This window comes from Verrucomicrobiia bacterium, assembly GCA_019694135.1.
Lineage (GTDB): Bacteria > Verrucomicrobiota > Verrucomicrobiia > JADLBR01 > JAIBCM01 > JAIBCM01.
Genome location: JAIBCM010000003.1, coordinates 359,962 through 373,055 on the forward strand (window position 1 = coordinate 359,962; position 13,094 = coordinate 373,055).

The following is a 13,094-nucleotide window of genomic DNA, read 5'->3' on the forward strand; positions in this document are numbered from 1 at the left end:
TAGCAACTTATTGCTAAACCGCTTTAAGCCGCAGCCGATGTCAACTTACCAAGGATTTCCTTTTTGGAAACGACGCCCACCATTTGCTCTTTGACTTGTCCATTCTTAAAAATGAGCATTGTAGGAATGGCTCGAATATTATAGCGACCTGCCAGATCCTGATTTTGATCTACCTCAACCTTAGCAATCTTAAATTTGCCTACTGATTCGTTAGCAATTTCATCTAAAAGCGGCGCAATCATTTTACAAGGACCACACCATTCTGCCCAAAAATCAACCAAAACAGGTGTTTCTCCCGAAACTTCACTTTCGAAATTACCACCGTTTAAATGCAAAACATGATCACTAGCCATAAATTTTTTCTTAATAATATTCTACTTAATAATAAAAGGAAATAAAATGGTCGCTAATAAAGCAACGATCACCAAAACTCCCAATATTAAAGTAATATTGTCGGTTCCACCTCCAACAGGAGCCATCGGACTTACCGTCATCGGCTTAACCGGCGCAGTAGGAGTCGTAGCACCTGATTTAGCTGGACCCGTAATAGGTTTGGCTGCTGCCGGCGCGGTCGCAGGTTTAGCCGCTGGCACCGCTCCCGGTGGTTTAACTGCTCCTGGCGCTGCTGTTACAGGCTTGGGAGCTACACCCGCTGGCGTTGCTGCAGGTTTCACTCCGGTTGGTGAAGCAAGTGCAGCACCTGGTGGTCGAGCAGCAGGCCCTGAACCAACAGGAGTCGCTGGGGATCCAGGCGGTTTAGCCGCAGGAGCCGGAACACCTGGAACTAAAGGTCGTGGGGGCAAACTAATTTTTACTGTTTCCTTGCGAGGCGCCGATTCTGCAGAAACCGATGGCAACCGCTTATCGGGTGGCGGAGGCGGTGTCGGAGAACTCGAGCCTGGTGTTGGTGGAGGGGGTGGTGGAGTAGGTATGTTATCAGCCATAAATAAAAAATATTTTTTAATTTAAATTAGTCAACCCTCATTATTAAGGAACCAGAAAAATTTTTCCTGTATAGGGGCATCGCACTTCTGTGCCACGAGCATAAGGCTTTTGCGTTGCTGGATCACGCACATCTACTAATCCTGCTGTCTGCGCATAAGGACTTGTCACAAAACCCGGACGACCTGCCACTTTCATACCATAAGGGTAACGCGGCGCTTGATTCGCATTCGCATTGGGTGGAGGCGGCAAACGACTGGCACCACCGCTCGAATTATCCACAGCCGTCGATGTCGCATCCCCCATCGCAGGTGGAGTATCTGTGCTTGTTGTCCCAGGATTTTCTGGCGAAACAACTTGTTGACCCGCGGCCGAGTCAGTCTGAGTGACACCACTCGGTTGTTCCGCGGAAATATCAACCGGTGCTCGCGAAGATCGAGGTTGAGACGAAGCGCAACCGTTTAAAATCAAACTCATGCTGAATGCAATTCCAATTAAAGATAAAAATTTCATAACTATTCTCCTAGTTAAATTGAGCTGGCAAAATTGCAAGCCTGAAACATCGCATTGACAGAAATCGTTCGTTTGTTAGCTTCACCGACCAAATTTGAAATATTGAAAATAACGCATATGGCAACAAAAACTAAAAAGAAATCGACTCCACGCACCTCAACTACCAAATCCAAAAAATACGTTTACAGCTTTGGCAATGGCCAAGCCGATGGCCACGGAAAAATGAAAGAACTCTTAGGTGGTAAAGGCGCTAATCTCGCCGAAATGACCCGCATCGGCCTCCCTGTTCCTCCAGGCTTTACGATCACCACAGAAGTTTGTACTTATTATTATGATCATCATCGTTCTTATCCCGCAGAACTCAAAAGCCAAATTGAAAAAGCCGTAGCACGCCTCGAAAAATCGTTAGGCAAACAATTCGGCAATGTCGAAAATCCTCTCTTAGTTGCCGTGAGATCCGGCGCGCGCGATTCCATGCCAGGCATGATGGACACCATCTTAAACCTAGGATTAAACGATGAAACCGTTTTCGGTCTCATTGCTAAAACAGGCAACGAACGTTTTGCCTACGACTGCTACCGACGCTTCATTCAAATGTATGGCGACGTAGTCATGGGCGTGCAAAAACGCGAAGGTGAAGAACACGAACCCTTCGAAACCGTTATCGAAGATCTCAAAGAACATCTTTTCCCAGGCAAACATCACGTGGCCGACACCGAATTAGATGCCAACGCTTTGAAAGAACTGGTAAAACGGTTCAAAGCTTTAGTCAAAGAACGCACAGGCAAAGCCTTCCCTTCCTCACCCTGGGAACAACTTCTCGGAGCGATCGGAGCAGTTTTCGGCTCTTGGAATAACGAACGCGCAATCATTTACCGTCGTAAATATGGCATTCCTGATGAATGGGGCACCGCAGTCAACGTACAAGCGATGGTCTTTGGAAACATGGGCGAAACCTCTTGTTCCGGTGTCGCTTTCACTCGAGATCCAGCTTCCGGCGCAAAAGTTTTCTATGGAGAATATCTCATCAACGCCCAAGGTGAAGACGTCGTAGCCGGCGTTCGCACACCCGATCCTGTTGCTACCCTTCAAGTCAAAATGCCGCGTGCCCATCGCGAACTAGAAGACATTCGCAAAACACTCGAAAGCCATTTTCGCGAAATGCAAGATTTCGAATTCACTGTGGAAGAAGGAAAACTTTACATGCTGCAAACGCGCAACGGAAAACGCACCGGTCTTGCTGCGGTTAAAATTGCAGTCGATATGGTAAAAGAAAAACTTCTCAAATGGGAAGAAGCTATCATGCGCGTGCCCGCCGATTCATTGAGCCATCTTTTGGCTCCCATTTTTGATGGCAAAGCGCGTAAAAATGCCAAAGCCATCGCCACCGGCTTACCCGCAGGCCCCGGAGCCGCTACAGGTAAAATTATTTTTAATGCTAACGAAGCTGAAGCCCTGGCGCATAAAGGCCAACGCGTATTGCTCGTTCGCGTCGAAACTTCGCCTGAAGATATTCGTGGCATGCTTGCTGCAGAAGGCATCCTGACTGCGCGCGGCGGTGTCAGTTCTCACGCAGCATTAGTTGCCCGTCAAATGGGTAAAGTTTGCGTGTGCGGTGCTTCTGCCTTGCGCATCGATTACGAAAAACAAACCCTCACCATTGGCGATCAAGTTTTCAAAAAAGGCGACTTTTTCTCCATCGACGGCACCAGTGGCGAAATTTTTGTAGGCGAACTCCCTACCTCCGCCTCCGAAGTCGTGCAAGTACTCGTGGAAAAAAGCTTAAAACCGCAACAAGCCTCCACCTACCAATACTTCGCCCAACTCATGAAATGGGCCGACAAAACTCGCGCCTTACGCGTTCGCACCAATGCGGACACGCCCGATCAAGTTACCACCGCCGTGGCTTTCGGAGCAGAAGGCATCGGGCTTTGCCGCACCGAACATATGTTTTTTGAAGGCGATCGCATCGACGCTGTGCGAGAAATGATTCTCGCCGACTCAAAAGAAGCACGTGAAGCCGCTTTGAAAAAATTGTTGCCATTCCAACGCCAAGATTTCATTGGCATTTTCAAAGCGCTAGATGGTTTGCCCGCTACCATTCGACTTTTGGATCCACCATTACACGAATTCTTGCCGCACGATCACGCACAGCAAGCCGCTCTAGCCAATAAATTGGAAATTCCTGTAGAACGCATTGCCAAACGCGTTCATGAACTGCATGAATTCAACCCCATGCTCGGTCATCGCGGCTGTCGACTCGGCGTCGTTTACCCTGAAATTTCTGAGATGCAAGCACGCGCCATTTTTGAAGCGGCGGCAGAAGTTCAGAAAAAAGGAACAAAAGTTCGACCGGAAATCATGATTCCTCTTGTCGGCTTTCCAAAAGAATTAAAACTGCAACTCGCCATTGTTCGTCGCGTGGCTGAAGCCGTGCAAAAAGAAAAAGGCATTAAACTTCATTACTCCGTTGGAACTATGATTGAAATTCCGCGCGCTTGCGTGGCCGCCGCCAAAATCGCCCAAGACGCTGAATTCTTTAGCTTCGGCACCAACGATCTCACCCAAACTGCTTTAGGCATGAGCCGCGACGATTCCGGTTCATTCTTACCTTTTTATCAACGCGACGAAATCGTAAAAAGCAATCCGTTTGCCTCCATTGATGAAGAAGGCGTGGGCGAATTAATGAAAATTGCCATCAAAAACGGTCGCACCACGCGGCCCGACATCAAATTAGGCATCTGCGGCGAACACGGTGGCGATCCGGCATCGGTCAAATTCTGCCATCGCATCGGCCTAAGCTATGTTAGTTGCTCACCTTATCGCATCCCGATTGCGCAATTAGCCGCAGCCCAAGCCGCTTTAGAAAAGAAAAAATAAAATTGGGCAATGAATTACGCGCTGCGCTATCATCTTCCCGCTTGGATTGGAAGAAGATTAGCGCACGCTTTTTTACAAGTGCGCGTTACGGGCAAAGAAAATATTCCTGCCCAAAGCCCTTTCCTACTTATTGCTAATCACATTAGCCATTTCGACCCGCCACTGCTTGGAATCGTGATCCCCCACTATCTCGCCTGGGTTGTGGCCGCCGACCTTTATACCAATGGACTGCTTCGAAACTTTTTTAACTATGTTAATGCCATCCCCATCAACCGTAAAATGAACGATCGCCGCGCCGTCAAAGCTATTTTATCGCGCGTAAAACAAAATGAAAGCATTGGACTTTTCCCCGAAGGCGGCATTCGTTACGGCAAAGATTCTTTATTGCAAGGCGCGCCCATGAATGAAACCGTCGGCGCTATCGCTCATTTAACGCATGTTCCCATATTGCCCGCTCTCATTTTAGGTAGTGATAAACTTTATCATTATAAAGCCTGGTTTCGCAAAACAACCGTTGATATTGCATTTGCTCCAACCATTTCACCTGACCAATTTTCCGGTAGTTCCTCAGAAATTCGTCAACAAATCAATAGTGCAACCACACAAGCTATTCAAAAACTTTTCCAACAAACAAAAGAAAAATTTCAACTAACCAATTATGATCTCCCCAAATCCGTAGAGGAACGCTGGGCAGGACTATGATTTCAAATCCAAGCGTTTACTTAGCAAAGTTTCCCCATCGAAAACAAAATAACCTTCAAATCTTTGTCTTTGAAAAACTAGCGGCAACCAATGCGCATCATCAGCCCACATGCGATGATAAGGCACTTCCGAAATGTCGCTCCAAAAGGCTAAAGCCTCATCCGTTTCGATAAGCTCCCCTTCATAAGCATCTGCTCGAAAAACAGCGCATTGCAAAGCATAACCATCATGGAACTGAAAAAAGAGTTCGCCAATATGATCAATCTGTTTGGGTAAAATTCCAATCTCCTCCTGAGTTTCACGAATCGCAGCTTGGAGCGCCGTCTCACCTGGATCAATGCGTCCTCCCGGCCCATTCACTTTGCCCGCGCCAAAACCACGCTTTTTGTGAATTAACAAAACCTGATCGCCTTGAACTACAAAACAAAGCACCGCTTTTTCCTTAGGTTTCCAACAACTCCAATCAAAATCCATACTCACATCCTTTCCAAGGTTCGAATTCCTAAAAGTTCACAACCTTGTTTCAAAGTTTCAGCGACTCGACGGCATAACGTCAAACGATGCGCCCGAATGGCAGACTCCGCTTTCAAAACCGGACATTCTTCAAAAAAGGAATGAAATAGACTCGCCAAACGATAAAGATAAAAGCAAAGATGGTGCGGACGTTGCTCCAAAGCCACCTCTTCCAAAACTGCATGCCACTGCAATAAAAGCAAAACCAACTCTCGCTCCTTAGGATGCAAAGCGTCTTGAAGTGCACCTTCTTGGACCTCCATTTCATTGGCTTTACGGATAATGGATTGCGTTCGAACGTAAGCATTCAAAACATAAGGCGCCGTATTGCCATCAAAAGCTAAAAGTTTTTTCCAATCAAAAACATAATCCAAATGCCGATTTTGCACCAAATCCGCATATTTTACGGAACCGATTCCTAAAATTTCTGCGATATTTTGTCGCTCTTTCTCCGATAAATCGGGCCGCCGCTCTTTAACGATTTCCAAAGCACGCGCAACTGCTTCATCCAATAATGCCTCCAACTTTACCGGATCCCCTTCCCGCGTTTTTAACGGTTTTTTATCCGCACCCAAAATCGTGCCAAACGTCACATGAACAAGCCCAACACTCACTTTGCATCGACACGCCGTGGCAAAAAGTTGTTGAAAATGGAGTGTTTGCCGCGAATCCGTCACATACCAAACGGCATCCGGATGAAACTCTTTCACACGATAAAAAAGTGTCGCAATATCAGTCGTCGCATACAACGCCGCCCCATCCGATTTTTGGATAAGAAACGGTTTATCTTTCAAATTCGGCTCATCGAAAAAGACGCAAATAGCGCCTTCACTTTCCTTTGCAACGCCACGAGCAACCAAATCTTCCACAACCATTTTGAGTTGCGGATTATAAAAACTTTCACCCAAAATATGATCAAAACGCACATCAAGTCGTTCATAAATACGATCAAAGGCAGTATGACTTAACGCGCGAAATTTTTCCCAAAGCGCTAGATTTTCTTCGTCGCCTTCCTGCAATTTTTTTAATTCAAAACGTGCTTCTTCTAAAATTTTCTCATCTTTTTGGCTCGCTTCATGAGCCAATTTGTAAAGCCGCTCCATTTCAGCGATGGGATTCTGCTCTAACTTTTCATATGAACCATATTTACGAAATCCAATAATCAACTTTCCAAATTGTGTGCCCCAGTCGCCAATATGATTATCCGTAATTACGCGATGACCTAAAAATCGCATTACACGCGCCAAACAATCTCCCAAAATTGTTGAGCGAATATGCCCCACATGCATCGCCTTAGCCACATTAGGCGCGCTAAAATCAATCACAAGGGTTTGCTTGTTTTTTACACGTGGCGCTGAAGAATAAGACTGAAAAGTTTGGACAATAAAATCATTATTCAATCGCAAATTAATAAATCCCCCGCCTGCTACAGAAAGTTGACCCATTCTTTCATGTTTTGCATTCCACGCTTCAGCGATTTGAGTGGCTAATTCCCGAGGATTTTTACCGGCTTGCTTGCTCAAAGTCATCGCTGCATTGCTTTGATAATCACCAAAACGTGCATCCGCGCAGGGCTGCCAATAATTAAAATTTTCCGGCAATGCAACATCACTCGTTTGCAAAATTTCTTGCAAGCAAAGACTTAACTCCTCCAAAAAAGAACTCATAAAAACGGTTTAGAGATCTACCTGTTTCTCTGCTTCCAAAATTTCCTCTAATTTTTCGGCCGTGTCGGCTTCTAAAAGTTTTTGGCGTTGAGTCTTCGTATTAAGAAATCGCGCTAAGGTAGCCAACGTTTTCAAGTGCAACTGAGTTTGATGCTGAGGCACTAGCAATAAAATAACCAAGCGCACAGGCGCTCCGTCCATCGATTCAAATTCAATTCCCGCTTCCGACCGCCCTAAAGCTGCCACGGCCGTCTCTAATCCAGCAACACCTGCATGGGGAATGGCAATACCACCACCAATACCCGTGCTCATAGAACGTTCGCGCGCTAAAATAGCTTTAGAAGCCGCCTCTTTTTGATCGTTTCCTACCGCATTGGCTCCCACCAATACCTGCAACAATTCTTCAATCGCTTGCCAACGATCTTTGGCTTGCAAATTGGCCTTCACATGAGAAAGCGGCATTAATTCCGATAATTTCATAAGCGACTACCACTAAAGCAAAATTGGTAAAATGACAACCCTAGCTCTCGCATTTCTTTCCACCCCTGCAAAAATCCTATCCACCATTGTTCCCAAGTTAATTGAGGTAATAACAAAATCAGAAAAAAAGTGAGCAGCAAAATATTCATAAGATAAATAAAACTCATCGAAAAAAGCCATCCATGCTGCGTAACATCCGACTGTTCGGTGGTTACTAACATCAAAATAGTAAACGTAAAATGAAAGCTCCACGTCAACCCCAACACAGCATACAAAATGACGTTCCATCCATCTAAAGGCACCCAAAAAGAAAGCAACCACCATAGCCAGATCGCTAACCCGCTATAAATAGGAAAAAAATAAGGCGCAAGCGCGATCCACACATTACTTTTATCCGTGCGCACGTAACCGCCACGAGACGAAACTTTCATTCGAAACACGCTGCCACCAAAAAGCCAAATGCCCAAAGCATGTGTCAACTCATGACCAAACACGTAAAGCCACATCGGTCGTGGTAAAATAAAAAAGAGCAATAGCCAACTCACACAACCCGCGCCAAACCATACTAATGAATTTTGCGCATAAAGTTGCGTTTTCAATTCATAGAGACTCATTCCCAAGGCGTAAGAACACAAAAATGCCAAAGGAATAAGACCTAAAAGACCAATAAAAAATTTTTGCCACTTCACACTTGCTTTTTTTTGCGCTCTTTTTACCGTCTTGGAAATCGTTTTTTATGGCAAATACAAAATCAGCAGCAAAACAAGCGCGTTCTTCACTTCGAAAACGTGCCGTAAACCTTCGTCGTAAACATACTTTGAAGAAATTGGAAAAACAATTTCGTGACCTGGTTCACGCAAAAAAAATCGAAGAAGCTAAAACACTTTTTCCGAAAGTCGTTTCTACGTTTGCTAAAGCTGCTAAGGGAAAAACGATTCATCGCAATAAAGCCAGCCGCAAACAAGCGCGTCTTAGCCAATTGATTAAATAACTGCTAGATAAGCTTAGTTTTTTTACTAAGAAGCTTTGCAGTTCTTAAGTTTTTTCTTAATTTTGAATTGAAAAAGCCGGTTGTCGGACTCGAACCGACGACCAGCGGTTTACAAAACCGCTGCTCTACCACTGAGCTAAACCGGCAGGAATTTTTTTAAGTTATAGAAAACTCTCTAACAAAGCAACTCTCGTATTTATTTACTTTTTCACTCTCCCATTCGAAACACTTCGGGAACTGACTCATCCTCATTGGTGGGAACAGTTTTTTTTTCCGATGATTCTAATTCGAGCACCTCTGCATCTGGATTATCCAAAATCAAATGATCCAATTTCGTTTCTGCGGGTTCCTGCTCTTGAGTGGATTGACGATAATAAAGCGCTCCCACTCCTCCCACAACTACCAGCAATAACAATAAAGCAAAATAAGAAAAAGAACGATCCTTGACGGATTTCCTTCTCGTTTTCGCCTTCAACTTTTTTCTAGGTCTTGTTCGACCTTTCAATGTCGCCATATCTCAATTTCTCTTCTTAGATCAACTCGCTCCGAGAATCAAGCCACACCCAACCCGATCAGGGAATTCGCTTGCGATTACCAATTATTATGATTACTTAAAGCAATCCGTTTATGATTAATCCTAATGATTCGACAAAAATTTCGCGAAGTCTTTTTCTCAAAAAATTAGGTCTTTTCGCTTTAGGCCATTCTTTCCTTGCCCCTTTCGTGCAAGCAGAAAACAGAGAAAAGGATGAACAAGAAACAATACTTCGTGGCGATTCTTTAGAAATTCCCATCGACAAAAGCCAACCCACCTCCGAACTTCCCTTTATCTTGCGCGGCCCACGCGGTAATCCTCGTATCGCTTTAACATTTGACGATGGTCCCAATCCAGGCACAACTGAAAAAATTTTACAAACGCTAGATCAACACCGCGCTAAAGCGACTTTTTTTATGATCGGCAGTCGCGTCAAAGAATACCCAGCCCTAGCACGAGAAGTCCGTGATCAAGGCCACGATATTGGTAATCACTCCTACACTCACCCTCTCCTTACCCGTCTTCCCAAAGCAACAGTTTACAACGAAGTTCAAAAAACCCAACAAGTTATCGAAGACACTTTACATCTTCAATCTCGCTGGTTTCGTCCCCCTTACGGCGCCTTCAAAGCCTCGCAAGCTTCGATTGCTACTGAACTGAAACTAAACATAGTGATTTGGTCCGTGGATCCTCGAGATTGGTCACGACCCGGCGCAAATACTATTCACCGTCGCATTGTTAATCACACCAGTGGTGGCGATATCGTTCTTTGCCACGATATTCATCGGCAAACAGCAGAAGCAGCTCCTTATTTTATTCCTGCACTCATTGATCGCGGTTTTGAATTAGTCACTCTATCCGATTTGCTTTTGGGTTAGCCTGGCTATTCCTAAAAATCTTGAGAACATTCAAAAAAATATATAAATTATAGTATGAGATTTTCTTCAGCACTTAATCAAAAACTTTCCGCATTACGACGGCAACTACCTCAGTTATCTCAAAAATATCACGTGAAATCATTAAGCATTTTTGGCTCGTATGCCAAACACACACAAACCAAAGCCAGTGATATCGACATTTTGGTTGAGTTTAATGAAACTCCAACTCTCTTCGAATTCATCAAGCTTGAAAACCAACTTTCGCGCCTATTAAAAATGAAAGTTGATCTTGTCACCCCCAAAGCACTACGTCCTCAAATCGGTTCCAGAATCTTAAAAGAAATCATAGCCGTGTGAGCTCACGAATTCACCTAGATTATTTAAACGATATTTGGGATTCTATTCACAAAATAGAAGCTTTTACTAAAAAGATAGAAGAAAAAACTTTTTATCACGATAGCAAAACCAATTACGCTGTAGTTCGCGCCCTGGAAATCATAGGCGAAGCAACCAAACAAATTCCTCATTCCTACCGTCAACAACATCCAGATATTCCTTGGAAATTAATGGCTGGCATGCGTGATAAACTTGCTCACGATTATTTCGGAGTAGATTTGGAAATCCTATGGAAAACAGTCAAAGAAGATATTCCAAAACTCAAACACCTGATTCGCCCCTTAATGAAATCAAAAAAATAAATTAAATCGATTTCAACACTTCCAAATCCACTGCATCCGCGTAATAAGAACTTCTCACAAGCGGCCCCGAAGCCACATTTTTAAAGCCAATATTTTTTGCGTAATCGGCCCATTGCTCAAATTCTTGCGGAGTCACCCAACGCGCTACAGGTAAATGCTGCGGGGTAGGTTGCAAATATTGTCCCAAAGTCACCAAATCACAATTCACTCTACGTAAATCTTGCAACGAAGCCATAATTTCAACGTCTGACTCTCCCAATCCCAACATCAAACCCGATTTCGTAATCATCCCAGGCGCCAACGTTTTAATAAACTTCAAAACCTCCAGCGAACGATGGTAAGTCGCTCGCGCGCGAACATGAGATGTTAATCGTTCCACCGTTTCTAAATTATGATTAAAAATATCAGGCTTAACCCTTACCACTTTCGCAATATCTTCCTCTTCGCCCTGAAAATCGCTCGTTAACACCTCAATAATAATCCCAGGATTTTTTTCCCGAACCGCTTGCACCGTTTCCGCAACATGCGCAGCCGCTCCGTCTTTTAAGTCATCACGCGCAACCATTGTAATCACCACATGCCGCAAATGCAATCGTGCCACCGCCTCGGCAACACGCATCGGCTCGTCTGCCTCCAAAGCAAACGGTTTGGCGGTGGCCACCGAACAAAATCCGCAATTACGCGTGCAACGGTCACCCGCCACCATAAAAGTGGCTGTTCCACGACTCCAACATTCCCAACGATTCGGACAACGCGCACTTTCGCAAACCGTATGAAGTTTTAAATCGCGAATCAAATCTGTCGTTTGTTGATACTGAGGCGAAGTCGGTAATTTAAGACGAAACCAATCCGGTTTTCGTCCCGGCTTTACCATCTCTGACTGAGCTTTTGTCAACATTGTTAGCACGACCCTACATAACTTTTTTAAAAGTTCAACTTTACAGCAAAGCCTTTTTCGACGAATGATAAAGCAATATGAAAGAAGAAATTTTTGATGTCGTCGACGAAAAGGATCGAGTGATAGGACAAGTCACGCGACGCGAAATTCATGAAAAAAAATTACTGCATCGCGCCATCCATATTTTCATTTTCGATTCAAGAAATCGTCTCTTTCTTCAAAAACGTTCGCTAATGAAAGATTCCCATCCCGGAAAATGGGATTCCTCTTGCAGCGGTCACTTAGATACTGGCGAAACCTATGCCATCGCCGCTCAGCGCGAATTAAAAGAAGAGTTGGGCATTACCTTCTCCATATCGACTGCCGATAGGATTCTTTATTTGCCAGCTTCCGAAGCAACTGATCAGGAGTTTATACAAGTTTTCCGGTTAATGCATCCCGGCCCGTTCCAATTGCATCCCGAAGAAATTAGCGAAGGTCAATTTTTTGAAATCCATCACATTCAACAATGGATAGAGAAAAAACCCGAAGATTTTGCAACGGCTTTCCACACTATTTTTCACAAATTTCTTACAGCTTGCGATCATTCATCAACCGTTTAAAACAAAGACATGGTGCGATTAACCATTTTAGGAAGTGGCAGTGCGGGCAATTGCGCCTTGGTTGAAGCCGATCAGACTCGTCTTCTCATTGATGCCGGTTTGAGCGGTCGCCAAATTCAAAACCGTCTTTCACAACTCGGAAAAAGTTTGGATGAAATTGACGGTGTGCTCTTAACCCATGAACACAGCGATCATACGCTCGGCCTAACACGGATTTGCCAAAAACGAAATATTCCGATCTACACCAACTCTTTAACCGCCGAATGTATCAAATCCAAACTTCATCCTTCGCAAACTTGGAAACTTTTTACCACGGGCGATCGTTTTACTATTGGGAACTGGGACATTGAAACATTTCCCGTGCCTCACGATGCCTATGATCCGGTCGGTTTCGTTTTACGCTTCCAACAAGTCTGTTTTGGCTTTCTAACTGATCTCGGCCACGCCACACGTCTCGTTATCGAACGCATTCGATCCTGCCACGCCCTTCTCTTGGAAGCCAATCACGATCTCGGCCTGCTCCAAGAAGATCAACGACGGCCCTGGTCTGTGAAACAAAGAATTCTTTCCCGTCACGGCCATCTTTCCAACGATGGAGCAGCTCAAGTGCTCCATGAAATGGCTTCGCAACATCTCAAACACTTATTTTTAGGCCATCTCAGCTCAGATTGTAATCGACCCGAGTTAGCTAGAAACAGTTCCTTAACTGCCTTGGAAAACGTTCACGCATCTCATGTTACTGTAGAAGTCGCCTCTCAAGATCAAGCGACAGCAACTTTAGAACTTTAGCCGAAA

17 protein-coding genes and 1 tRNA gene are annotated in these 13,094 nt (G+C 44.6%); 9 read left to right on the forward strand and 9 right to left on the reverse strand.

The genetic code is table 11. The annotated features are described in order from the left end of the window. Nucleotides 1-23: 23 nt before the first annotated feature. A complete protein-coding gene (gene trxA / locus K1X66_06300) occupies nucleotides 24-353 on the reverse strand; it encodes a thioredoxin (protein ID MBX7157979.1) in 330 nt (109 codons plus the stop codon). A 46-nt stretch (nucleotides 354-399) separates the two neighbouring features. Here trxA and K1X66_06305 point away from each other — a divergent pair, with 46 nt between their 5' ends. Next, nucleotides 400-969, forward strand: coding sequence for a hypothetical protein (locus K1X66_06305; GenBank protein ID MBX7157980.1), 570 nt, complete (start codon nucleotides 400-402; stop codon nucleotides 967-969). A gap of 18 nt (nucleotides 970-987) precedes the next feature. Here K1X66_06305 and K1X66_06310 read toward each other — a convergent pair whose 3' ends face one another. Next, nucleotides 988-1,455, reverse strand: a complete 468-nt coding sequence (locus K1X66_06310) for a hypothetical protein (protein MBX7157981.1) — start codon at nucleotides 1,453-1,455, stop codon at nucleotides 988-990. A 117-nt stretch (nucleotides 1,456-1,572) separates the two neighbouring features. On the opposite strand from K1X66_06310, the gene ppdK reads away from it, so the two are divergent. Then, complete coding sequence (gene ppdK / locus K1X66_06315) at nucleotides 1,573-4,335, forward strand: pyruvate, phosphate dikinase (GenBank protein MBX7157982.1); 2,763 nt, start codon at nucleotides 1,573-1,575, stop codon at nucleotides 4,333-4,335. Nucleotides 4,336-4,344: 9 nt separating this feature from the next. Further along, nucleotides 4,345-5,037 (forward strand): 1-acyl-sn-glycerol-3-phosphate acyltransferase, encoded by a 693-nt coding sequence (locus K1X66_06320; GenBank protein ID MBX7157983.1) that lies wholly within the window; start codon nucleotides 4,345-4,347, stop codon nucleotides 5,035-5,037. Here K1X66_06320 and K1X66_06325 read toward each other — a convergent pair. Genes K1X66_06325 through K1X66_06340 form a run of 4 tightly spaced genes read right to left on the reverse strand, consistent with a single transcriptional unit; the run spans nucleotide 5,032 to nucleotide 8,386 of the window. Continuing rightward, nucleotides 5,032-5,511, reverse strand: coding sequence for an 8-oxo-dGTP diphosphatase (locus K1X66_06325; protein ID MBX7157984.1), 480 nt, complete (start codon nucleotides 5,509-5,511; stop codon nucleotides 5,032-5,034). The genes K1X66_06320 and K1X66_06325 overlap by 6 nt on opposite strands. A 2-nt stretch (nucleotides 5,512-5,513) precedes the next feature. Then, a complete protein-coding gene (argS, locus tag K1X66_06330; GenBank protein ID MBX7157985.1) occupies nucleotides 5,514-7,217 on the reverse strand; it encodes an arginine--tRNA ligase in 1,704 nt (567 codons plus the stop codon). Nucleotides 7,218-7,226: 9 nt separating this feature from the next. Next, the gene (locus K1X66_06335) at nucleotides 7,227-7,697 is read right to left on the reverse strand and encodes a PTS sugar transporter subunit IIA (protein MBX7157986.1); all 471 of its coding nucleotides are present in this window, start codon (nucleotides 7,695-7,697) and stop codon (nucleotides 7,227-7,229) included. Further along, the gene (locus K1X66_06340) at nucleotides 7,694-8,386 is read right to left on the reverse strand and encodes a hypothetical protein (protein MBX7157987.1); all 693 of its coding nucleotides are present in this window, start codon (nucleotides 8,384-8,386) and stop codon (nucleotides 7,694-7,696) included. The genes K1X66_06335 and K1X66_06340 overlap by 4 nt, the downstream gene beginning before the upstream one ends. A gap of 47 nt (nucleotides 8,387-8,433) precedes the next feature. On the opposite strand from K1X66_06340, the gene rpsT reads away from it, so the two are divergent. Further along, a complete protein-coding gene (gene rpsT, locus K1X66_06345; protein MBX7157988.1) occupies nucleotides 8,434-8,688 on the forward strand; it encodes a 30S ribosomal protein S20 in 255 nt (84 codons plus the stop codon). Nucleotides 8,689-8,762: 74 nt separating this feature from the next. Here rpsT and K1X66_06350 read toward each other — a convergent pair. Together K1X66_06350 and K1X66_06355 are read right to left on the reverse strand one after the other, a co-directional pair. Then, nucleotides 8,763-8,834: transfer RNA gene (locus K1X66_06350), tRNA-Thr, on the reverse strand. A 62-nt stretch (nucleotides 8,835-8,896) separates the two neighbouring features. Then, nucleotides 8,897-9,202 (reverse strand): hypothetical protein, encoded by a 306-nt coding sequence (locus tag K1X66_06355; protein MBX7157989.1) that lies wholly within the window; start codon nucleotides 9,200-9,202, stop codon nucleotides 8,897-8,899. Between the two features lie 113 nt (nucleotides 9,203-9,315). On the opposite strand from K1X66_06355, the gene K1X66_06360 reads away from it, so the two are divergent. Genes K1X66_06360 through K1X66_06370 form a run of 3 tightly spaced genes read left to right on the forward strand, consistent with a single transcriptional unit; the run spans nucleotide 9,316 to nucleotide 10,799 of the window. After that, a complete protein-coding gene (locus tag K1X66_06360; protein MBX7157990.1) occupies nucleotides 9,316-10,101 on the forward strand; it encodes a polysaccharide deacetylase family protein in 786 nt (261 codons plus the stop codon). A gap of 54 nt (nucleotides 10,102-10,155) precedes the next feature. After that, nucleotides 10,156-10,458, forward strand: a complete 303-nt coding sequence (locus K1X66_06365) for a nucleotidyltransferase family protein (GenBank protein ID MBX7157991.1) — start codon at nucleotides 10,156-10,158, stop codon at nucleotides 10,456-10,458. After that, nucleotides 10,455-10,799, forward strand: a complete 345-nt coding sequence (locus tag K1X66_06370; protein MBX7157992.1) for a DUF86 domain-containing protein — start codon at nucleotides 10,455-10,457, stop codon at nucleotides 10,797-10,799. Before K1X66_06365 ends, K1X66_06370 begins: the two co-directional genes overlap by 4 nt. A 1-nt stretch (nucleotide 10,800) precedes the next feature. Here K1X66_06370 and lipA read toward each other — a convergent pair whose 3' ends face one another. Then, complete coding sequence (gene lipA, locus K1X66_06375) at nucleotides 10,801-11,697, reverse strand: lipoyl synthase (GenBank protein MBX7157993.1); 897 nt, start codon at nucleotides 11,695-11,697, stop codon at nucleotides 10,801-10,803. A gap of 77 nt (nucleotides 11,698-11,774) precedes the next feature. On the opposite strand from lipA, the gene K1X66_06380 reads away from it, so the two are divergent. Both K1X66_06380 and K1X66_06385 read left to right on the forward strand, forming a co-directional pair. After that, the gene (locus tag K1X66_06380; protein ID MBX7157994.1) at nucleotides 11,775-12,299 is read left to right on the forward strand and encodes an NUDIX domain-containing protein; all 525 of its coding nucleotides are present in this window, start codon (nucleotides 11,775-11,777) and stop codon (nucleotides 12,297-12,299) included. A 9-nt stretch (nucleotides 12,300-12,308) separates the two neighbouring features. Next, nucleotides 12,309-13,088: an MBL fold metallo-hydrolase gene (locus K1X66_06385; protein ID MBX7157995.1), complete on the forward strand. Its 780-nt coding sequence runs from the start codon at nucleotides 12,309-12,311 to the stop codon at nucleotides 13,086-13,088. Nucleotides 13,089-13,094: the final 6 nt, after the last annotated feature.